Here is a 21,851-nt window from a genome sequence, read left to right as displayed (position 1 = left end):
GGGCAAGACTACGGGAGTCGTGGTCCTCCGACCGGCGCGGGTCGGCTGCTGTCAGCGAACAGCGGAACGCCGGTCGGCCGTCGCGGTGATGTCGGGAGCCTCCGGTAACGTGCGGACCATGACCGTTCCCGACGCCTCCGACGATCCGACGGGTGCGGTCCGTGACGCGGGCCGCGCGCCCGCCGGCGACCCGGCTGTCGGCACGGGTGTCCGGCTCGACGACTCGCAGGACGCCGTGCTGCGGCTCGCGGACGACCGGTCCGCCGTCGTACTGGGGGCTCCCGGCACGGGCAAGACTACGACGCTCATCGAAGCGGTGGCGGAACGCGTGCACTCGCGCGGCCTGCGCACCGACGAGGTGCTCGTCATCGCCTCCTCCCGGTCGTCGGCGCAGGTCCTCCGCGACCGCCTCGAGGCACGGGTCGCGCGCGCCACACCCGGATCCCTGGCGCGCACCGCCATCTCCCTCGCCCTCGAGGTCATCGCGGGCTCCGGGGCGTTCGCCGGTTCAGGACGACCGCGGTTGCTGACGGGCGGCGAGCAGGACCAGACCATCGCCGAGCGACTCCTCGGCGACGAACAGGACGCGACCGGTCCGCTGTGGCCAGCGGAGCTCGGTCCCGAGGTCAGGCGCCTGCAGGGGTTCCGCACCGAGCTCCGGAACCTCATGGAACGCAGCGTCGAACACGACGTCGCGCCAGCCGAGCTACGTCGGCTCGGTACCAAGCACGGGCGTCCGGAGTGGGTCGCGTCCGCGGGCTTCATCGAGGGGTTCCTCGCCGACGACTGGCGCGGACACCTCACGCCCGCGGCGGCCCTCGCCCGCGCCGTCCGGCTCCTCGACGAACAGGAACCGGGGACGGGCGTGCTCCGCAGCCTGCGGGTGGTCTTCGTGGACGACGCCCAGGAGGCGACCCACGGCGTCCTGCAGCTGTTCGCCGCGCTCGCCCGACACGGGGTCGCGATCGTCGCGTTCGGCGACCCCGACCTCACGACGGGTGCCTTCCACGGTGCCCGTGCCGACGCCCTCGGGCGGTTCGCCGAGGTGCTCGGCCGCCCGGTGGACACGCTCGTGCTCGAGCAGGTCCACCGCGGGACACCGGACATCCGGGCGACGGTCCGCGGCGTCGCCGAGCGCATCGGCACGGCCGGCGCCGGACTCCATCGCACGGCCGCGCCACCGGTCGATGACGCGGAGACGCCCGAGCACTCCGTCGTCACCGTGGCGGCCGGTTCCCCGGCCGAGCAGATCGCGGTCGTCGCACGCTTCCTCCGCGAGCGCCACGTCCTCGACGGTGTCGCGTGGGCCGACATGGCGGTGGTCGTCCGCAGCGGCGGGCTGATCCCGGCGATCGAACGGGGTTTGTCCTCCCTCGAGGTGCCCACCCGGGCGAGCACCGGCGGAGCACCGCTGCGCGACCACCCGTTCGTCAGGTCGGTCCTCCTCGCCATGTCGGTGGCGCTCGGGCGGACGCCGCTCGACGCCGAGGTCGTGACCGAACTCCTCCACAGCGCGCTCGGCGGACTGGACTCGATCGGGGTCAGGCGACTCCGGGCCGCGCTCCGCCACGCCGATCTCGCTGAGGGCCTCGACCGCAGCGCGGACCGCCTGCTGGAGGAGGCGTTCGCCGTCCCCGGTGCACTCATCGGACTCGAGACGCCCTCCGCCGCCCGCGCCCGCTCACTCGCCGACAGCCTCGCCGAGGCGAGCGCGCAGGCAGCGGCGGGCGCGTCCGCCGAGGAACTCGTCTACGGCCTCTGGTCGCGGAGCAGACTCGAGCGCTCCTGGGTCTCGCTGTCGAAGGGCAGCGGTCAGGCCGCCGAGGAGGCGAACCGCGACCTCGACGCGATCACCCAGCTGGCCGATGCGGCACGCACCTTCGTCGAGGCGGAGCCCGACACCCCGGCCTCCGTCTTCCTCGACCGCCTGCTCGAACAGACGGTCGGCGACGACTCCCTCGCGCCGACCGGCCTCCGGGAGGCGGTCACGATCGCGACGCCCGCCGCCCTGGTCGGTACCGCGTTCGACACGGTCGTCGTCGCCGGCATGCAGGACGGCGTGTGGCCCAACCTGCGGGTCCGCGACTCACTGCTCGGCGCCTCGGAGCTCGTGGAGCTGCTGGAGGGTACGGCCACGGCGACGGCGGACGCACGACGCGCGGTCCTCCACGACGAGCTCCGACTCTTCGCCCAGGCGACCTCCCGTGCGCACCGGTCGCTCATGGTGGTCGCGGTGGTCGACGACGACCACCAGGCGAGCCCGTTCCTCACGCTGCTCCCGGAACCCGATCCGCACCGGGCGTCCCTGTCGCCCCTGTCGCTCCGCGGCCTCGTCGGCACCCTGCGTCGCTCGCTCACTCGCCGGATCCGCCCCGCGGACCCTGCCGAGCGTGCCGCGTCCGCCTCGGCCCTGGCCATCCTCGCGACAGCGGGAGTACCCGGCGCCCCGACCGAGGAGTGGTACGGCGTGGCCGCACCGAGCTCGACGGCACCGCTGCACGACCCCGCCGTCGAGGAGCTGCCGGTCTCCCCGTCCCGCATGGAGGCCTTCGAGGAGTGCCCGCTGCACTGGGCGATCGCCCGACTGGGCGGCGGTGCCTCCGGGTTCGCCTCCGGGCTCGGCACGATCGTGCACGCCGCGCTCGAGCACGCGGAGTCCTCCGACGAGGCCGCGCTCTGGGCAGCGGTGGAGGACCGCTGGGACGAACTCCACTTCGAAGCGGACTGGGAGGGCGCGGCGACGAAACGGCGTGCGGCGGAACTCGTCCACCGGCTGTCGGCGTACCTCCACGACGCGGAGCGGGCGGGCGTGACCTCGATCGGCAACGAGAGCCGGTTCAGCCTCCGCATCCCCATCGGTGAGCTGGGCGGCGCGGCCGTGCTCGGCGGCTCGATCGACCGCGTCGAGCTCGTGCCCGACACCGACGGGACACGGCGCGTCGTGATCGCCGACCTCAAGACCGGCGGCTCGGCGCCGAGACAGGACCGGGAGGTCGCCGATATGGCGCAGCTCGGCGCCTACCAGCTCGCGCTGGCGTCCGGCGCGATCGCCGGTACGGAGGGGCTGCTGAGCGGTGGCGCGAAGCTCATCGTCGTGTCGGCCGGCACGAAGCGCAAGGAGTACTACGACCCGGCCCAGCCGGCCTTCGACGACGAGGCCCTCGAGCGCTTCCGCGAGCGTGTCCTGTCGGACGCGATCGGCATGGCGGGAGCGGTGTTCGAGGCCCGTGTCGGGACCCACTGCCATGACCCGTTCGCGTTCGGCGAGTGCGCCATCCACGTCGTCCCGGCGGTGAGCTCATGAGCACGGAGGAGACTTACTCGGCCGAGATGCTTGCCGGCCTGCTCGGCCTTCCGCAACCGACGACGCAGCAGGTCCATGTCATCGAGGCACCCATGGCCCCGGTCCTCGTCGTCGCCGGTGCCGGCAGCGGGAAGACCGAGACCATGGCCTCACGCGTCGTGTGGCTGCTCGCCAACCGGCACGTGAGCGTCGACGGGATCCTGGGGCTCACCTTCACCAGGAAGGCCGCGGGTGAGCTGGCGGCACGGATCGGCAAGCGGATCGCCGCCCTGCAGGACATCGGGATCCTGGATCCCGCGGCAGACGCGCTCTTCGACCGTCCCGAGGTGTCCACCTACAACGCCTATGCGAACGCCCTGTTCCGCGACAACGCCCTCCTGGTGGGCCGTGAGCCCGAGTCGGTCCTGTTGTCCGAGGCGTCCGCCTGGCGACTCGCGCGACGCGTCGTGGTCCGGCACGGAGACGAACGGCTCGCCGCCCTCGGCAAGTCCGTCGACCAGGTCGCCGAGCTCGTCCTCTCGCTGAGCCATGAGCTCGCCGAGATCGACGGCACCACCGAGGAGCTGCTCGGCTTCGTGGAACGGTTCGTCGGCATCGGCGAGCTCCCCGACGGCGGTCGCGGGGCGTACGCGCAGATCGACCAGGCCGTCGAGGTCGTGGGTGCCCTGCCGGTCCTGCTCGACCTCGCGCACCGGTACGCCGACGAGAAGCGCCGGCAGGGACTCGTCGAGTTCTCCGACCAGGTCGCCCTCGCGCTCGCCGCCTGCGAACGTTCGCCGAAGGTCGCCGCCGTCGCGCGCGATCGCGCGGGCGTCGTCCTGCTCGACGAGTACCAGGACACCTCGGTCGTGCAGACCAGACTGCTGTCGACCCTGTTCGCCGACCACCCCGTCATGGCGGTCGGCGACCCGCACCAGTCCATCTACGGCTGGCGCGGCGCGAGCGCGGCGAACCTCGCGCGGTTCTCCCGCGACTTCAGTCGCGAGGTCGCCGCCACCCAGTTCAACCTGTCCACGAGTTGGCGGAACGACCATACGGTTCTCGAAGCCGCGAACGTCCTCGTCCGCCCGTTGCAGCAGCAGGCGCAGACGGCGGGGAAGCTGCGTGTCCTCGACCTCGAGCCGAAGCCCGGCGCCGGGGCGGGCTCCCTCGCCGTCGAGTTCCCCGAGACCGGTGCCGAGGAGATCCGGATGGTCGCCGAGTGGTGCGCCGACCGGTTGCTCGCCGAACGCGGGGGAGATCCGGCCGGTTCGGCAGCGATCCTGTTCCGGGCGCGTCGACCGATGCAGGAGTTCGCCGACGGCCTCGCCGCCCTCGGCGTCCCGCACCACATCCTCGGCCTCGGCGGTCTGCTCTCCTCGCCGGAGATCGTCGACGTGACGGCGGCACTGCGCGTCATCCACGATCCCGGTGCCGGGTCCTCGCTCATCAGGCTGTTGAGCGGACCACGCTGGCGGATCGGCGTCCACGACCTCGGTCACCTCGTGGAGGTGGCCCGGTACCTGCAGGCCATCGACTGGAAGACGAAGCGGTACGACGCCGAACTGGCCGCCCGGCTCCGCGAGTCGGTCGCCGACGACGACGGGCGGTCGATCATCGACGCGCTCGACTTCATCGCCGCCGACCGCGTGCCGGCCGGCCTCGCCGCCGGGTTCACCGACGAGGCGCGTTCGCGTCTCCGGGAGGCCGGTCTGGTGTTCGCCTCCCTGCGGCGTCGTGCGGGCAGCGGCCTCCCCGATCTCGTCAGAGCGGTCGAGCGCGAGTTGCGACTCGACATCGAGGTCGTCGCGAACGAGTCGACCGGATCCGCGGCGCGCGCTCCGGCCAGACTGCAGGCGTTCCACGACGAGGTCATCTCGTTCATCCAGGCGGAGGAGCAGGTGACGCTCGGCAGCCTGCTGGCCTGGATCGACCGCTCGCTCGCCCGAGACGACCTCGGACCGGCGAGCGACGCACCCGACCAGGGTGCGGTCCAACTGCTCACCATCCACGGTTCGAAGGGCCTCGAGTGGGACCATGTCGCGATCCCGCGGCTCGTGGTCGACGAACTACCCGCCAAACCGAAGGACGGCAAGGGTTGGGTGCGTCTCGGGACGCTGCCGTACGACTTCCGAGGCGACGCGGCGGAGCTGCCGGAGTTCGCCTGGCGGACGGCCGAGACGCGGAAGGAGGTCGTCGACGCTCAGCTCGCCTTCTCGGAGGCGCTCGGCGAACGCGCGCTCGACGAGGAACGTCGCCTCGCGTATGTGGCGGTGACCCGCGCCAAGCACGACCTCCTGCTCACCGGCTCGTTCTGGTCGGGCGATCGGAAGCGGCCCCGTGCTGCGAGCACCTATCTTCAGGAGCTGGCGTCGGCGGGCGTCATCGCACCGCTCCCCGCCGCATCCGCCTTCGAGGAGAACCCGGTCGACTCCGGTGCCGCGGTCCTCGACTGGCCACTCGATCCGCTCGGAGCGCGTCGGAGCGTCGTCGAACGGGCGGCGGCCGAGGTCGAGCAGCGGCGCGGGCGACCTGAGTCCGAGCTGCTGGCGACCCTCGGCCCCCTCGAGAACGAGCTGACGCTGCTCCTCGAGGAACGACGCCGTGCCGCGACGACGACCGCGCGCGGTGAACTCCCGGTGCGCATCCCCGCGTCCAAGTTCAAGGAGTTCGTCACGGAACCGGAGGCCGCACTCGAACGACTGCGTCGCCCCGTCCCGCAACGGCCATACCGGCAGACCCGCCTCGGAACCCGGTTCCATTCGTGGGTCGAGGCGCACTACGGACGCTTCGGATTGCAGGAGCTGGTCGACGCGCTCCCCGAGGAGCTCGACGTCGAACGCCCGGGGCCGGACGCGTCGGAGGGGATCGGGTTCGAGGAACTCACCGAACGGTTCCTCGCCTCGGAATGGGCCGACGTCCGGCCGGTCGAGGTCGAGACCGAGATCCACGTGCCGCTCGGTGACACCGGACGAGTGGTGGTCTGCAAGCTCGACGCGGTGTTCGAACGCGGGGACCGGTTCGAGATCGTCGACTGGAAGACCGGCGCGGTACCCACGACGCCTGAGGACGTACGGAACGCCTCGTTCCAGCTCGCGCTCTACCGTCTGGCGTACGCGCACCACCGGGAGGTCGACCCCGAGCGCATCGACGCCGTGCTCTACTACGTGAGCCACGACGTGCAGCTCCGGCCGGAACGCCTCTACTCGGAGGAGGAGCTCCTGTCGGAGTGGGAGCGGTCCTTCGGGGAGGCGGCCGAGTCCCAGAGGTCGAACGACGAGGTGTCGATCTGATCCGTGGCGTTCGGGTCCGCATCGGTTCCGGCGTGGTCGCGATCGTCGTCGGTCTCAGCGTCGTCCGTGTCGTCGACGTCCGAGCCGCCGGGATCGCGGCCGAGGGCGCGCTCGAGCTCTGAGCGGTCGTAGGTGTCGGTCTGCATGGCGATGCCGGGGGAGGACGAGCCGATCGGTGTGCGGTCGAGCATGTCCTCGACCTCGTCGACGTCGAGGACGGGTCCGGTCGTGGTGCCGAGGGGGTCCGTCACGTCGCCGAGCACGCGGTCGACGAGCCCGTCGAGCATCGCGACGGCGTCCTCGACGATGGTCTGGTCGTGGCTGTCGCGACCGTGCAGGAGCCAGCGCGCGATCTCGAGTTCCGCGTAGAGCCGGGCGCGGAGGGTGACGAACCGGTCGGGTCCGCGAGAGCACGAGGCGGCGTAGGCGGACAGGGCCTGCTCGCCGGTCGCGCCGAGCGTCGCGATCCAGTGGAGGTCGAGGGCCGGGTCGCCGACCCGCAGTGAGCCCCACTCGATGACGCCGTTGACGAGGCCATGGCCGTCCTGACGGATGACGAGCACGCGGTCCGCGGCGAGGGATCCGTGGATGACGGTGGGCTGGAACTGCCAGAGCGAGTGGTCCTCGACGGCCGCCTGCCAGCGCTCCCGGACGGCGGTCGGGAGGAGCCGTGTCTCGGCGGCGCGGGACACGATGCGGTGCGCGTCCGCCCGGATGAGCTCGGTGGACAGCAACGGGAGGCCCGCTTCCGCGATGAACGCCGTCGGGAGGGAGTGGATCGCGGCGACCGCGGCACCGAGCGAGTCCGAGAGGACCTCGTCGCGGCCGAGCGCGGTCGGGTCGAGGTGACTGCCGGCCACGAAGTCGAGCACGACGGCGCGAGTGCCGTCGACGGGCAGTTGGCCCACGACGGTCGGGGCGTCGAAGGGCAACCTGCTGCGGATACCGGGCGTGAGTGCGCGCAGGGCGATGAGGTCCGCGGACTGCTCCGTCTCGGCCTGCTGCGAGGTCGGGATGCGCACGATGAGCTCGCGCCCATCGCCCGTCACGAGACGGGCCGCGTCGTAGTTCCCCTCGCCGCCGGCGGTGTGCGCGCCGGACCCGCGGACCTGGAGGTCGGCGACGGCCGAAGTGGCCAACGCGGCTAGAGTGAGATGGGATCTGGCCATGACATCCAGGGTACGGGGCCGTCCCGGTGAGCCGCGCTCGCCACGCCCTCAGAGAGGTTGTCCATGACGATTCAGGTTCGCGCACTCGCCGGTCTACCGCTCGCGAGGGGCGGACTCGACCGTCACGGCGAGCTTCGTTCCCGACCGGACGTGCTCGACGGGCTGCGGGTCGACCCGAACGCCCGAGCCGTCGTCCTCCGCGGTCGGCGCGCACTCGTGACCGGCGACGCGCTCGACCTCCTGGTTCCCTCGGATCTGCCCGAGCCGGAGCTCATGGTCTACCTCGGAAGCACCGTCGAGGACAGCCCGGGGACGCCACCGGGCACGGACATCCTGCTCTGGGTCCTCGCCGACGCCGACGCCGACGCGATCACCGAGGATGAGGACCGCTGGTTCGACCTCCGTCGGAGCGGACATCGCCTGTCGGACCGCGATGTCGGGATCCTGGCGACGTCGCTCGCCATCGCCGGTTGGCATCGTGCCGAGCCGTTCTGTGCGCACTGCGGCTCGCCGACCACGGTCCGCAACGCCGGCTGGGCGCGGCACTGCCCGGTCGACGGCAACGAGCTCTTCCCGCGCATGGACCCCGCGGTCATCGTCGCCGTCGTCGATCCTCAGGGACGGATCCTGCTCGGGTCGAACGCGATGTGGGAGCACAACCGGTATTCGCTGCTGGCCGGGTACGTCGATGCCGGCGAGTCCCTCGAGCAGGCCGTCGCCCGCGAGATCTTCGAGGAGTCGGGGATGCGTCTCGGCACGCCCGTCTACCTCGGTTCGCAGCCGTGGCCGTTCCCGCGTTCGCTCATGCTCGGCTTCGTCGCCCCGCTCGCGGCGGATCAGGATCCGGAGGAACTCGTCCCGGACGGCCAGGAGATCCTCGACCTGCGGTGGTTCACGCGGGAGGAACTCGAGGACCCGGCCACCGACGTCATCCTCCCCGGACCGTCGTCGATCGCACGAGCCGTGATCGACGAATGGCTCCGCGGATCCTGGTCTCGATGAGGCGCGGTACCTCCGAGGGTCGACGATGAGCAGCCCGGCCGAACTGCTGGCCGGACTCGACCCCGACCAGGCCGTCGCGGCGGAGGCGCTCCGGGGCCCCGTGTGCATGCTCGCCGGCGCAGGCACCGGCAAGACCCGGGCGATCACCCATCGCATCGCCTACGGCGTCGCGACCGGGACGTACACGGCGTCGCGCGTCATGGCGCTCACCTTCACCAGTCGCGCGGCTGCGGAACTGCGTGGCCGGCTCCGGGCCCTCGGCGCCGAGGGGGTCTCGGCCCGGACCTTCCACGCCTCCGCGCTCTCGCAGCTGAACTTCTTCTGGCCCCAGGTCGTCGGCGGACAGGTTCCCGCGCTCGTCGAGAGCAAGGGCAGGGTCCTCGGGCACGCGGCGGAGCGACTCCGGTTGCGGGTCGACACGGCGACCCTGCGCGACGTGGCGGGCGAGATCGAATGGCGCAAGGTGTCCGGCCTGACCCTCGAGCAGTACGCGGCGTCGAACCGGCCGCTGCCGGCCAAGCTGTCCCTCGAGCAGCTCGTCTCGCTCCAGGAGACCTACGAGCAGTTGAAGGACGAGCGTCGGCGCATCGACTTCGAGGACGTCCTGCTCGCCTGCGCCGGCATGATCGAGACCGAGCCCGCCGTCGCCATGCAGGTGCACGAGCAGTACCGGTTCTTCGTCGTGGACGAGTACCAGGACGTCTCGCCGCTGCAGCACCGTCTCCTCGAGCTCTGGTTGGGCGGTCGACGGGACGTGTGCGTCGTCGGCGACGCGAGCCAGACCATCTACTCCTTCGCCGGTGCGCGGTCCGACTACCTGCTCGACTTCCCGACCAGGTATCACGACGCCACGGTCGTCCGGCTCGAGCGCAACTACCGATCCGCCCCGCCCGTCGTGGCCGCGGCGAACACGCTCATGCGGGGTCGTCCTGGGGCACTGCACCTCTCAGCTGCCACCGCACGCGACGACGAGGGCACCCAGACCGCACGGCCCGAGACGCCGGCGGTCGGACTGCGGCAGTACCCGAACGAGCTGTCCGAGGCGAGAGGCGTGGCCTCGGAGATCCTCGTGCAGCTGCAGGCGGGCGTCCCGGCCTCGGAGATCGCCGTGCTCTACCGGATCAACGTCCAGGCGGCGGCGTTGGAGACGGCCCTCGGCGAAGCCGGCATCCCCTACGTCATGCACGGCTCCAAGCGCTTCTTCGAGCTGCCCGAGGTGCGGCAGGCCCTGCTCCAGCTCCGCGCGGCCTCCGTCTCGATCAGCGGCGAGCCCCTGTTCAAGTCCGTGAGCGACGTGCTCCGGTCGCTCGGCTGGAGCCAGGACCCGCCCGACGGCGGCGGTGCGGTGCGCGACCGCTGGGAGTCGCTCAACGCGATCATGGGGCTCGTCGACCAGGCGCCGGAAGGCACCTCGTTCCGCGCCTTCACGGATGAGCTGCAACTGCGGCAGGCCGCCCAGCACGAACCGACGGTCGAGGCGGTCACGCTGGCGACACTGCACTCGGCGAAGGGCCTCGAGTGGGAGGCCGTGCACCTCATCGGGCTCTCCGAGGGCTATCTGCCGATCTCCTACGCGAAGCAGTTCGAGCAGGCGGACGAGGAACGGAGGCTCCTCTACGTCGGTATCACGCGCGCCAAGCGGCTGCTCAACCTGTCCTGGTCCGAGATGCAGCAACGCGGTGGTCGACGCGAGCCGTCGCGATTCCTGGCAGAGCTCGGCATGCGCACCTCGAGTGCTCCCGGACGACGCGGCGCCTGACCCCACCGGTCGCGGCGTCGACCACCAGCTGGGTGCTCGCGAGGATGGGCTGGGACGCGTCGAGATGGCGGATCACCAGGCGGGTCACGCGGGTCGCGACCTCCGCGCCGAGGAGCTGGGTGTCGAGCGGCGAACGGCGGCCGAGGAGCTGGGATGCGACGGCCGGCCAGGTCGGATCGTCGTCGGTGCGGTGCAGCTCCACGCAGTGCAGGCACGGCCCTGAACCGGGTGTCACGAACGGCCCGATCCTGACGACACGATCACTGAAGACGACCGGCAGGTGCGGGACGTCGTCGCGCAGCCAGCGCGTGTACCGACTCGGCGGGATGACGAAGTCGGCGAAGAGGACGGCGACGTCGACGTGGTCGGGCTGCGGCCTGGGTTCCGTCGACCCGGACTCCGGCGGCAGGAGTCCGACCGCCTCCTGCTCGGAGAGGAGGCGTCGGACGAGCTCGGCCGCCGGGCTCGCGCCGTCCACGACGACCCGGTGCGTCATGGCGGTTCCGGAGGTGGGGCCGCGGTGCTCGATCACCGGGTCGAGTGTCGAGAGGACGCGATCGAACTCCTGGGCCGGGATGTCGAACGCGTCCGGCAGTCGTCGTTCGACCAGGTCAGGGAAGCCGGCACGCAGTGCCGCGACGACCTGCTCGGTCTCGGTCCGGACGCTCTCGAGCACGACCGCTTCATCGACGCCCACCTGCAGGCTGTGCGGGGTCCGCCAGAGCAGTGGTCTCCTGGGATCGAGGCGCGTCGTCATCCATCGATGATGGCGGGTCGACGACCGGTCGCGTCGGCACTGTCCACAGCCCGCCCGGTAGGACGAGCTGTGGAGCGTCGCCGTGGGTCAGACCGGGGGGCCGCCGGCACCGTTCGGGCCGGAGGGCTCCGAACCGGGCTCGTCGTCGTGCTGGTCGCCGCGTTCCTCGCCACGGAGGAGGTCTTCGAGCGCGAGATCCATCTCGTCCTGCTCCGGACGCTCACCCCTGGCCTCGGCTTCGAGGCGCGCGATGAGGGCCTCCGGGGCGTCGATGTCGGCTGCGGTGGGCACGAGGTCGGGGTGCGACCACAGGGCGTCGCGCTGTGCGGTACCGACGGCGTCGGTGACCTGCTGCCACATCTGCGCAGCCTCACGCAGCCGACGGGGGCGCAGTTCGAGTCCCACGAGTGCACCCAGGGCCTGTTCGGCCGGCCCACCGGCGGCGCGGCGTCGGCGGACGGTCTCCGCGATGGCCGCGGAGCGGGGGAGACGCTCGGTGGCTGCCGCGGTGACCACGTCGACCCAGCCCTCGATGAGGGCGAGCGTCGTCTCGAGTCGAGCGAGGCTCGCGTCCTGCGCTTCGGTTCGGGCGGGGATGAGCGCTCCGCTCGTCATGGCCTCGCGGAGTTCCTCGGGGTTCGACGGGTCGAAGCTCTCGGCGAGTTCCTCGAGTCGCTCGGTGTCGATCCGGATGCCGCGCGCGAAGTCGGTGATCGAGGAGATGAGGTGCAGGCGGAGCCAGCGGGCGTGGCGGAAGAGTCGTGCGTGCGCGAGTTCACGGACCGCGAGGTAGATCTGGACCTGATCCGCCGGGATGTCGAGACCCTCGCCGAAGTCGGCGACGTTCTGGGGCACCAGGGCTGCCTCGTTGTCGTCGAGCAGTGGGATGCCGATGTCGCCGCCGGAGACGACCTCCTTGGAGAGCTGACCGACGACCTGTCCGAGCTGCATCGCGAAGAGCGTGCCGCCGATGCCGCGGACGAGCTGTCCGGCGTTCGCGATCATGCTCGACAGCTCCTCGGGCGCGCGTTCCGTGAGCACGCCGGTCAGGGCGTTCGCGATGTTCGTGGCCACCGGCTCGGCGAGCTGCGTCCAGAACGGCATGGTCTTCGTGGCCCAGCGGGTCCTCGTGTACAGGGCCGGTTCGCTCGACAGCTCGGCCACGTCGGTGACGTCGGCGAGCCACAGGGAGGCGATGTGGAACGCCTGCTCGAACGCCGCACGCTGCTCGGGCGTCGTGTCCTGGGAGCCGTCCCCGGCGATGGTCTTCGCCTGCTGGAGCGAGGTGTCCCAGTTGATGCCGTCCCCGCCGGAGCGGAGTGCGCCCTGGAGCTGCGACATGAGCGCAGCGAGACTGGCCGGATCGCTGGGGAGGCCGGCGGCGCCGGCGAGCTGGCTCGGGTCGAACGAACCGTTGCCGGAGAGGAGCTCGCGGAGCATGTCGCGGAACTCGTCCTCCGGACTCTTGTCGGAATCCTCTGGCACGTCAGCCGCCTCTCAGATAGCTCGGTGCTGGGCCTTCTACGCTAGTCGCACCTCGCTGAAGAATCGCCGGGGTATGGTTGGTCGGGTTTCCGCCCACCGCGAACACTCCGGAAGGCTTGCATGTCGCTCTTCGCCGATGAGGCTCCCACCGCTTCGGCGCCGACCGGTCAGGGTCGCAATCGTCGCGCCCGGTTCGGGTGGATCGTGCTCAGCCTCTCGCTCGTCCTCCTCGGAGTGCTGTCGGCGGTACCCGCGCCGTACGTCATCGAACAGCCGGGTCCCGTGTTCAACGTGCTGGGTACGACCGAGGGCGACGACGGCGACGTCCCGCTCATCGAGGTCCACGACGAGCAGACCTACGACACCGGCGGCACGCTCGACATGCTGACGGTCCAGCTGGTCGGGAATCCGCAACGGAGCCCGGGCTGGCTCGACATCGTCTCGGCCTGGTTCGACCCGAGCCGCGCCGTCGTGCCGATGGACCTCTACTTCCCGCCCGGCGTCACGACCGAGCAGCGCGACGAGCAGAACGCGACCCTCATGGTCGATTCGCAGCAGGACTCGGTCGCGGCGGCGTTGCGCGAGCTCGGATACGAGGTCCCCGAGCACATCGTGGTGGCACAGATCGCGGAGGGCGCCCCCGCGCAGGGTGTGCTGCAGCTCGACGACGAGATCGTCGCGGTCGGCGGTACGCCGGTGACCGGCCTGGCCGGCCTGCGGGACGCGATCAACGCCAACGGCACGGACAAGCCGGTCACGCTCGACATCGTGCGCGGGGGAGCGGCGAGCTCCGTCGAGATCACGCCGACGACCGCGACCGCGTCCGACGGGACGACCTCGACCGTGATCGGCATCGGTACCAAGACCACCTACGACCTCCCCGTCGACATCACCATCCAGCTCGACAACGTCGGCGGCCCGAGCGCCGGGATGATGTTCGCGCTCGGCATGATCGACCTGCTCACTCCGGGTGAGCTGAACGGAGGCAAGGACGTCGCCGGGACCGGGACGATCGACGCCGACGGCAACGTCGGCGCGATCGGCGGCATCCGGCAGAAGCTGTTCGGCGCGAAGGACGCCGGGGCCGAGTGGTTCCTCGCGCCGGAGAGCAACTGCGACGAGGTCGTCGGACACCTTCCCGACGGGTTGACGGTCTTCGCCGTGAAGACCCTCGACGATTCGCTCGCAGCGCTCAAGGCCATCGCCGACGGAGCCGACACGAGCAAGCTGCCCACCTGCTCGGCCGGTTGAACGCTTCGGGCGCTCTCCCAGCCCGGCCGCTTTAGGATGGGTGGGACGACCCCTATCTGAAGAGGCCACACGTGACATCCGCAGCAGCAGAGAAGCCCCTGTCCACTCAGCGCCGACGCGCCCCGATCGCGATCACGGTGGCGATCATCGCCGCGCTCCTGATCGGGTTCTTCGTGTTCTCGGGGTTCTACGCCGACCTGCTGTGGTTCCAACAGCTCGGCTTCACCGAGGTCCTGACCACGCAGTGGATCGCGGCGATCGCCATGTTCCTCGTCGGGTTCGTGGGTATGGCCCTGCCCGTGTGGCTCGCGATCGAGATCGCCTACCGGACACGCCCGGTGTACGCGAAGCTCAGCTCCCAGGTCGACCGCTACCAGCAGGTCGTGGAGCCGCTGCGCCGACTCGCGACCTACGGTATCCCCGCGCTGTTCGGCCTCTTCGGGGGTGTCGCCGCCGCTTCGCGCTGGCAGCTGGTCCTGCTCTGGATGAACGGCACGCCCGCAGGCACCAAGGACCCGCAGTTCAACCTCGACGTCTCGTTCTATCTCTTCGACCTGCCGTTCTTCCAGGCCGTGGTCGCCTTCTCCTCGGCGGTCGTCCTGATCGCCCTGATCGCCACCGCCGTCGTCACCTACCTCTACGGAGGCATCCGGGTGGTCAGCCGCGAGGTCTGGATCTCGATGGCGGCCCGCGTACAGATCTCGGTGCTCGCCGCGCTGTACCTCATCCTGCAGGCCGTCAGCCTCTGGCTCGACCAGTACACGACCCTGAACGACACCGGCACGCTCATCACCGGAGCCTCGTACACCGATGTCGCCGCGACCATCCCCGGTCGGGTGATCCTCGCCGGGATCGCGCTCATGGTCGCCGTCCTGTTCGTCGTCACCGCGTTCACCGGCCGCTGGCGTCTGCCGCTCGTCGGCACCGCGCTGCTCATCGTCGCGTCGCTCATCGTCGGCAGCCTCTACCCGTGGATCGTCCAGCGCTTCCAGGTGGAGCCGAACGCCAAGAGCCTCGAGACGCCGTACATCAAGCGGAACATCGACATGACGCGCGACGCCTACGGGATCGCCGGTGTCGAGGAGGAGGAGTATGCGGCGACCACCGACGCGACCCCCGGTGCGCTCCGTCAGGACGCCGAGACCACGGCGAACATCCGGATCATCGACCCGTCGCTCGTGAGCGCCTCCGTGGCCCAGCTGGAGCAGTTCAAGCAGTTCTACTCCTTCGACAAGCAGCTCGACGTCGACCGCTACAACATCGACGGCAAGACGCAGGACGCCGTCGTCGCGGTCCGCGAACTCAACGTCGCCGGTCTCGACAACTCGCAGTCGTGGATCAACAACACGGTGGTGTACACCCACGGGTACGGGCTGGTCGCCGCCTACGGCAACCAGCGCTCGGCCTCCGGCGAGCCGGTCTTCCTCGAGTCCGGCATCCCCACCACCGGCTCGCTCGGCGATTTCGAGCCGCGCGTGTACTTCGGCGAGCAGTCGCCCGACTACTCCATCGTCGGTGCCCCCAAGGGCTCCGACCCGGTGGAACTCGACTATCCGTCGGGCACCCAGGGCGAGTCGCAGACCTACACCACCTTCGACGGCGACGGCGGGCCCAAGCTCGACAACGTCTTCAAGAAGCTCGTCTACGCCCTGAAGTTCCAGTCCGAGCAGATCTTCCTGTCGGACTCCGTGAACAGCAAGTCGCAGATCCTCTACGACCGCGACCCGCTCACCCGGGTCCAGAAGGTCGCTCCCTACCTGACGCTCGACTCCGACCCCTACCCGTCGGTGGTGGACGGTCAGATCGTCTGGATCGTCGACGGATACACGACGAGCGCCAGCTACCCGTACTCGAAGACCGTGAGCCTGTCGGACACCATCTCCGACTCGGTCACGCCGGCGCAGAACTACGCACTCGACGACGTCAACTACATCCGGAACTCGGTGAAGGCGACCGTCAACGCGTACGACGGCAAGGTCACGCTCTACAGCTGGGACGACCAGGACCCGATCCTCAAGACCTGGCAGAAGGTGTTCCCGTCGACGGTCAAGCCGATGTCGGACATGTCCGGCGAGCTGATGAGCCACGTGCGGTACCCGGCCGACCTCTTCAAGGTCCAGCGCTCGGTGCTCGGTCAGTACCACGTCACCAACGCCGGTTCGTTCTACTCGAGTGAGGACGCCTGGGTCACCCCCAACGATCCGCAGTCGACCGACACGAACAAGACCTATCAGCCGCCCTACTACCTGACGATGCAGTTGCCTGGCCAGGAGTCTCCCTCCTTCTCGCTGTACTCGACGTTCATCCCTCGTCAGGGCGGTGAACAGTCGCGGAACGTGCTCACCGGCTACCTCGCGGTCGACGCGAACGCCGGCGCCGAGGACGGTAAGCGGAGTTCCGACTACGGCAAGATCCGACTGCTGACCCTCCCGAAGGACGACACCGTGCCGGGCCCTGGTCAGGTGCAGAACACCTTCGACTCCGACCCGAGCGTGTCGAGCCAGATCAACATCCTGAAGCAGGGTCAGACCGAGGTGCTGAACGGCAACCTGCTGACGGTGCCCGTCGGAGGTGGGCTGCTGTACGTCCAACCGGTGTACGTGAAGTCCACGGGCGACACGAGCTTCCCGCTGTTGCAGAAGGTGCTCGTGGCCTTCGGCGACAAGATCGCGTTCGAGGACACCCTCGACGAAGCGCTCGACGTCCTGTTCGGTGGAGACTCGGGTGCCGACGCCGGTGACACGAACGTGCCGGGAGACAGCACCACACCCCCGACGGACGGCACGGACACCGGAGGCGGCACCGACGGTGGAACGACCCCGAGCACGGGCGACCCGACGGTCGACGCTCAGATCAAGACGCTCCTCGACCAGGCGAAGGCTGCGATGGTCGAGAAGGACGCCGCGATGGCGAGCGGCGACTGGGCTGCTTACGGGGTGGCGGACAAGAAGGTGTCGGACGCTCTCGCGCAGGCTCTCGCGCTGCTGAACGGCTGATTCCGAGCCCACGATCTGAACGGCGTCGCCCTGACGGGCGACGCCGTTCGGCGTTCCAGGGGGAGGGATTCTGCCGGCGACGGGGTCCTTGGCCGTACGCGATTTGCACGGCCCCAGAATGCATGCTAGGTTTATCTCTTGTGCCGCAGGGTGGAGCAGTTCGGTAGCTCGCTGGGCTCATAACCCAGAGGTCGTAGGTTCAAATCCTGCCCCTGCAACAGAAAGATGAAATCCCGGTCTCCTCGAGACCGGGATTTCGTCGTTTGCGGAGATAGTCGCCCGCAGCCGGCGAGCGGTGGGTCAGTCCATCGTCGCGACGGGGAGGCCGAACGCTGCTGCCACGCCGGCGTTGGTGACCGCACCCGCGTGGACGTTGACGCCCGCGCGGAGCGCTGCGTCGGCGGCCACCGCTTCTCCCGTGCCCTGGTCGGCGATGGCGAGTGCGTACCGGAGGGTGGCGTTGGTCAGCGCTCGTGTCGAGGTCTCCGGGACGGCGCCGGGCATGTTGGCCACGCAGTAGTACAGGCTGTCGTGGACCCGGAACGTCGGGTCGTCGTGCGTCGTCGGCCGGGAGCCCTCGAAGCAGCCGCCCTGGTCGATCGCGATGTCGACGAGCACCGAGCCGGGCTTCATGTCCGCCACCATGGCGTCGGTCACGAGCTTCGGGGCCTGAGTCCCGGGGATGAGGACCGAGCCGATGACGAGGTCGGCGTCGCGGAGCTGCTCCGCGATCTCGTACGCCGATGACGGTCTGGTCTGGATCTGCCCGCTGAAACGGTTCTCCAGCTCGCGCAGGCGAGGGATGGAGATGTCGATGATCGTGACGTCCGCCTGCATGCCGAGCGCGTTGGCCGCGGCGTGCTCGCCCGCGACCCCGCCGCCGATGACGACGACCTTCGCCTTGGGGGTTCCGGGCACGCCGCCCAGGAGGATTCCGCGTCCGCCGGTGGCTCGCATGAGGTGGTACGCGCCGACCTGCGTCGACAGTCGTCCCGCGACCTCGCTCATCGGCTGCAGGAGCGGCAGGGAGCGATTGGGGAGTTGGACGGTCTCATAGGCGATCGCGGTGGTCCCAGAGGCGAGCAGGGCGTCGGTGAGGGGTCGGTCCGCTGCGAGGTGCAGGTAGGTGAAGAGCGTCTGGTCGGCCCGCAGGAAGCCGTACTCGGCGGCGACGGGCTCCTTCACCTTGAGCAGGAGGTCGCCCGCCGCCCATACGGAGGCCGCATCGGCGGCGATGGTCGCGCCGGCGGCGCGATACGCCTCGTCGGGATTGCCGGACCCGAGGCCGGCGCCCGCCTGAACGACGACCTCATGGCCGTGTCGGACGAGTTCGTGGACGCCGCCGGGCGTCGCCGCCACCCGGTTCTCGTTGTTCTTGATCTCCGTGGGGATGCCGATTCGCATGGCTGGTTCCTCTCGCAGGCTGGGCCAAGGCTCGGCTCTCCCGCTCGTCGGTGGACGGTGTGCGACTATTCTGAGGTTGCTGCGTTTCAGGCTCATGAACACCGCAGCTTTCACGGAATCTTCCCTAAAAATCACCGATGATTCGGACAAGATCGGGAGCAGACGCAGCATGACGAACAATCTGCACAGCAGTGCGGACCTCGACGACGTCGATCACGCACTCCTGCGGCTCCTCCAGGAGAACGCGCGCATGACGAACGCCCGCATGGCGGAGCTCGTCGGCATCGCGCCCTCGACGTGCGTCGCCCGGGTGCGGTCGCTCGTCGATCGCGGCGTGATCACGGGGTTCTCGGCGCGTATCGATCCGGTCGCGGTCGGGCTCGGTCTCGAGGCGCTCATCAGCGTCAACATCAGGGCAGGAGCTCGAGCCCGTATCGCCGAGTTCAGCGCCGGCATCCGACAGCTCCCGGAGGTCGTGCAGGTGTTCTTCCTCGGCGGCTCCGAGGACTTCGTCATCCATCTCGCGGCGCGGGACAGCGCTCACATCCGCGACTTCGTCGTCGAGCACCTGTCGGCGGATCCGACGGTCGCCTCAACGCGCACGAGTCTGGTGTTCGATCATTCATTCATCGGTGTCGCGGTGGGGAAGTGAGAGCGATCCGCGCTGCTGCCGGCCGGGCGAAGATCACGAACGCATAACGAAGGAGTCAGGCGGAAAACCCTGACCATGTTCGGTTTTGCCACGGAGGCCGTGCGTGATGTCCGCCTTTTGGGGGATCGTCGATTAGCCAGCAGCTGTGAGTTTCGTTAGCGTTGTCGACGGCCCGCAAGGGCTGACCCACGTAACCGCGTCCCGCCCCCTGTCGCCCCGTGACGGCGTGCTGGACGTACGGTCGAACGCCACGCGGTAGCCGTTGTCGCCCCACGTGATCCGAGCCCGCGCGCTGTCCATCAGTGCGCCGATGGGGCGGATCGAGAGCCGTTCGACCCGGCCTGACGATCGACAGGAAGAGCGCACCGCGGTTCCGCGTGCGCTTCCAGGAGAACACATGACCGAAACGATTGCCGTCTCCGCGACGGGACTGTACAAGGTCTTCGGCAGGAAGCCGAAGGAGGCCGTGAAACGCCTGCAGGCCGGTGCCTCGCGTGACGAACTCGCCTCCGGCGGGACCACCGCAGCCGTCATCGACGCCTCGTTCGAGGTGAAGCGGGGCGAGATCTTCGTCGTGATGGGCCTCTCCGGCTCGGGCAAGTCGACGCTGATCCGGATGCTCAACGGCCTGCTCGAGCCGACGGCGGGCACCGTGACCATCGCCGGGAAGCCGATCTCGGGGGTGTCCTCGAAGCAGCTGCGTGCGGTCCGACAGGACGACATCTCGATGGTCTTCCAGCACTTCGCCCTGCTGCCGCACCGCACAGTGCTCGAGAACGCCGCCTATGGACTCGAGGTGAAGGGTGTGCCGGCCGCTGAACGACGCGAGCGGGCCCAGTCCGTCGTCGAGCGCGTCGGGCTCGCAGGCTGGGAGGACAAGCTCCCGGGCCAGCTCTCCGGCGGGATGCAGCAGCGCGTCGGCCTCGCCCGCGCACTCGCCTCGGACACCGACATCCTCCTCATGGACGAGGCGTTCTCCGCGCTCGATCCCCTCATCCGCCGCGAGATGCAGGAGCAGCTCGTCGAGCTGCAGGCCGAGCTCGGCAAGACCATCGTGTTCATCACCCACGACCTCAACGAGGCGATGTTCCTCGGCGACCGGATCGCCGTCATGCGTGACGGCCGGATCGTCCAGGTCGGCACCCCGAACGACATCCTGACCGACCCGGCGAACGACTACGTCGCCCAGTTCGTCCAGGACGTCGACCGCGCCCGCGTCCTGACCGCCGGTGGCGTGATGGAACCCGCGCGCTCCGTCGTCTCCGCGTCCGCCGGACCCCGGGCTGCCCTGCGCATCATGCGCGACCTGCAGACCTCGACCGCCTTCGTGGTCGGTCCGGGCCGGCAGCTCCTCGGCGTCGTCCGCGACAAGGACGTGCTGCGTCTCGTCCGGGCGGGCGACCACCAGCTCGGGAGCGTCATCACCGCCGACCTCGCCACGGTCTCGCCGGAGGCGGCACTCGTCGACCTCTTCGAGTCCGCCGTCGAGAGTGCCCTGCCCGTCGCCGTCGTGGACGAGCGGACGCGCCTGCTCGGCGTCGTCCCGCGGGTGACCCTGCTCGCCGCCGTCGGCAACGTCCCGACCAACACGGACGAGATCAGCCTCGTCGGGCCGCCGGCGACGGTGCCCGTCGAGCTCATCACGGCGACCCTCCGGTCGACCGCGGAGGACCCGCAGCACCCCGACGACGTGACCTCGTCGATCGAGACCAGCGCCGCCGAACCGGCAGCGAGCCTGCCGGAAGGGAGTGTCCGATGAACGGCATCCGTCTCCAGTCGTCCGGGTTCCTGGACGCCATGACCCGCCCAGAGATCGGTGCGTGGGTCGAAGCCTTCGTCGACTTCATCACCGACGTCTTCCAGCCCGTCTTCGACGTCATCCGGAGCGTCTTCCAGGGGCTGTACGACGGCGTCGACCTCGTGCTCAGCGGTCCGCCGTTCTGGGTGATCATCATCGTCGCCGCGCTGCTGGCCTTCGTCGCACGGGGCCCGGTGTTCGCCGTCGGCTCCGCGGTCGGGCTGCTGATCATCGTCGGCGTCGAGCAGTGGGACAACGCGATGGACTCGCTCTCGCTCGTGCTCGTGGCCGGTCTCATCGCCATCGTGATCGGGATCCCACTCGGCATCCTGGCGGCTCGCTCGAAGGTCGCATCGTCGATCATCCGCCCGTTGCTCGACTTCATGCAGACGACTCCTGCGTTCGTGTACCTCATCCCCGCGCTCATCCTGTTCCGCATCGGCGTCGTCCCGGGCATCGTCGCGACGATCGTCTTCGCGCTGGCCCCGGCAGTCCGTCTCACGGAACTCGGGATCCGCAACGTCGACCGCGAGGTCGTCGAGGCCGGCAACGCGTTCGGTGCTTCCTCCTGGCGGATCCTGCGCCAGATCCAGCTGCCGCTCGCGATGCCGAACATCATGGCCGGAGTCAACCAGGTCATCATGCTCTCGCTCTCGATGGTCGTCATCGCCGGAATGGTCGGCGCCGGCGGCCTGGGAGGCGACGTCGTCAAGAGCCTCTCCCGGATCGACATCCAGCTCGGTTCCGAAGCGGGCTTGTCGGTCGTCATCCTGGCGATCTTCCTGGACCGTCTCACCGCCTCCCTCGGCGGCGGTCGCAAGCAGCGCGGCAAGCGTACGAAGGCTGCCCCGGCCTCGCCCGCCGGGATCCGCCCGGCACCGGCCGCAAGCACCACGACGACCGACAGCACCGCCTCAGGCGAGGAGCAGCGCACCCCCGCCGAGTCGCCGACCGCCGTGCGGTGACCCACCGGCACACAGCTTTCCATCCGACGACACCGAT

At 69.9% G+C, this 21,851-nt stretch carries 13 protein-coding genes and 1 tRNA gene; 10 read left to right on the top strand and 4 right to left on the bottom strand.

The annotated features are described in order from the left end of the window. Window positions 1-118 precede the first annotated feature (118 nt). Together BIU99_RS10010 and BIU99_RS10005 are read left to right on the top strand one after the other, a co-directional pair. A complete protein-coding gene (locus BIU99_RS10010) occupies window positions 119-3,304 on the top strand; it encodes a UrvD/REP family ATP-dependent DNA helicase (protein WP_083397287.1) in 3,186 nt (1,061 codons plus the stop codon). Next, window positions 3,301-6,576, top strand: a complete 3,276-nt coding sequence (locus tag BIU99_RS10005; protein WP_071261242.1) for an ATP-dependent DNA helicase — start codon at window positions 3,301-3,303, stop codon at window positions 6,574-6,576. Before BIU99_RS10010 ends, BIU99_RS10005 begins: the two co-directional genes overlap by 4 nt. On the opposite strand, the gene BIU99_RS10000 is transcribed toward BIU99_RS10005, so the two are convergent. Continuing rightward, window positions 6,486-7,745: a phosphotransferase gene (locus BIU99_RS10000; RefSeq protein WP_083397286.1), complete on the bottom strand. Its 1,260-nt coding sequence runs from the start codon at window positions 7,743-7,745 to the stop codon at window positions 6,486-6,488. The genes BIU99_RS10005 and BIU99_RS10000 overlap by 91 nt on opposite strands. Before the next feature lie 63 nt (window positions 7,746-7,808). Here BIU99_RS10000 and nudC point away from each other — a divergent pair, with 63 nt between their 5' ends. After that, the gene (gene nudC / locus BIU99_RS09995; protein WP_071261012.1) at window positions 7,809-8,747 is read left to right on the top strand and encodes an NAD(+) diphosphatase; all 939 of its coding nucleotides are present in this window, start codon (window positions 7,809-7,811) and stop codon (window positions 8,745-8,747) included. A 25-nt stretch (window positions 8,748-8,772) separates the two neighbouring features. Then, the gene (locus BIU99_RS09990; protein ID WP_071261010.1) at window positions 8,773-10,506 is read left to right on the top strand and encodes an ATP-dependent helicase; all 1,734 of its coding nucleotides are present in this window, start codon (window positions 8,773-8,775) and stop codon (window positions 10,504-10,506) included. Here BIU99_RS09990 and BIU99_RS09985 read toward each other — a convergent pair. Both BIU99_RS09985 and BIU99_RS09980 read right to left on the bottom strand, forming a co-directional pair. Further along, window positions 10,394-11,263 carry a TOMM precursor leader peptide-binding protein gene (locus BIU99_RS09985; protein ID WP_071261008.1) on the bottom strand — a complete coding sequence of 290 codons (870 nt, stop codon included), beginning with the start codon at window positions 11,261-11,263 and terminating at the stop codon, window positions 10,394-10,396. The two genes, BIU99_RS09990 and BIU99_RS09985, sit on opposite strands and share 113 nt — an antisense overlap. 87 nt (window positions 11,264-11,350) lie before the next feature. Beyond that, window positions 11,351-12,703 (bottom strand): zinc-dependent metalloprotease, encoded by a 1,353-nt coding sequence (locus BIU99_RS09980; RefSeq protein WP_082916189.1) that lies wholly within the window; start codon window positions 12,701-12,703, stop codon window positions 11,351-11,353. 165 nt (window positions 12,704-12,868) lie between these two features. On the opposite strand from BIU99_RS09980, the gene BIU99_RS09975 reads away from it, so the two are divergent. From BIU99_RS09975 to BIU99_RS09965, 3 genes are all read left to right on the top strand, one after another. Continuing rightward, window positions 12,869-13,999, top strand: coding sequence for a PDZ domain-containing protein (locus tag BIU99_RS09975; RefSeq protein WP_071261006.1), 1,131 nt, complete (start codon window positions 12,869-12,871; stop codon window positions 13,997-13,999). Between the two features lie 71 nt (window positions 14,000-14,070). Beyond that, on the top strand, window positions 14,071-16,995 hold the full coding sequence (locus BIU99_RS09970) for a UPF0182 family protein (RefSeq protein WP_254773608.1): 2,925 nt from the start codon (window positions 14,071-14,073) through the stop codon (window positions 16,993-16,995). 144 nt (window positions 16,996-17,139) lie between these two features. Further along, a tRNA-Met gene (locus BIU99_RS09965) sits at window positions 17,140-17,213 on the top strand. 82 nt (window positions 17,214-17,295) lie between these two features. On the opposite strand, the gene ald is transcribed toward BIU99_RS09965, so the two are convergent. Next, window positions 17,296-18,399: an alanine dehydrogenase gene (ald, locus tag BIU99_RS09960; RefSeq protein WP_071261004.1), complete on the bottom strand. Its 1,104-nt coding sequence runs from the start codon at window positions 18,397-18,399 to the stop codon at window positions 17,296-17,298. Window positions 18,400-18,568: 169 nt separating this feature from the next. Between ald and BIU99_RS09955 the strand changes: the two genes are divergently transcribed. The 3 genes from BIU99_RS09955 to BIU99_RS09945 all read left to right on the top strand — a co-directional run bounded on the left by BIU99_RS09955 (window position 18,569) and on the right by BIU99_RS09945 (window position 21,814). Further along, window positions 18,569-19,051 carry an Lrp/AsnC family transcriptional regulator gene (locus BIU99_RS09955; protein ID WP_071261002.1) on the top strand — a complete coding sequence of 161 codons (483 nt, stop codon included), beginning with the start codon at window positions 18,569-18,571 and terminating at the stop codon, window positions 19,049-19,051. A gap of 397 nt (window positions 19,052-19,448) precedes the next feature. Continuing rightward, window positions 19,449-20,810 carry a glycine betaine/L-proline ABC transporter ATP-binding protein gene (locus tag BIU99_RS09950; RefSeq protein ID WP_083397285.1) on the top strand — a complete coding sequence of 454 codons (1,362 nt, stop codon included), beginning with the start codon at window positions 19,449-19,451 and terminating at the stop codon, window positions 20,808-20,810. Next, the gene (locus BIU99_RS09945; protein ID WP_254773607.1) at window positions 20,807-21,814 is read left to right on the top strand and encodes a proline/glycine betaine ABC transporter permease; all 1,008 of its coding nucleotides are present in this window, start codon (window positions 20,807-20,809) and stop codon (window positions 21,812-21,814) included. The genes BIU99_RS09950 and BIU99_RS09945 overlap by 4 nt, the downstream gene beginning before the upstream one ends. Window positions 21,815-21,851: the final 37 nt, after the last annotated feature.

The sequence above is a fragment of the Plantibacter sp. MMLR14_011 genome (genome assembly GCF_001865025.1).
Lineage (GTDB): Bacteria > Actinomycetota > Actinomycetes > Actinomycetales > Microbacteriaceae > Plantibacter > Plantibacter flavus_A.
Note: the sequence above shows the minus strand (reverse complement) of the source record. Positions and strands in the feature narration are given on the sequence as shown.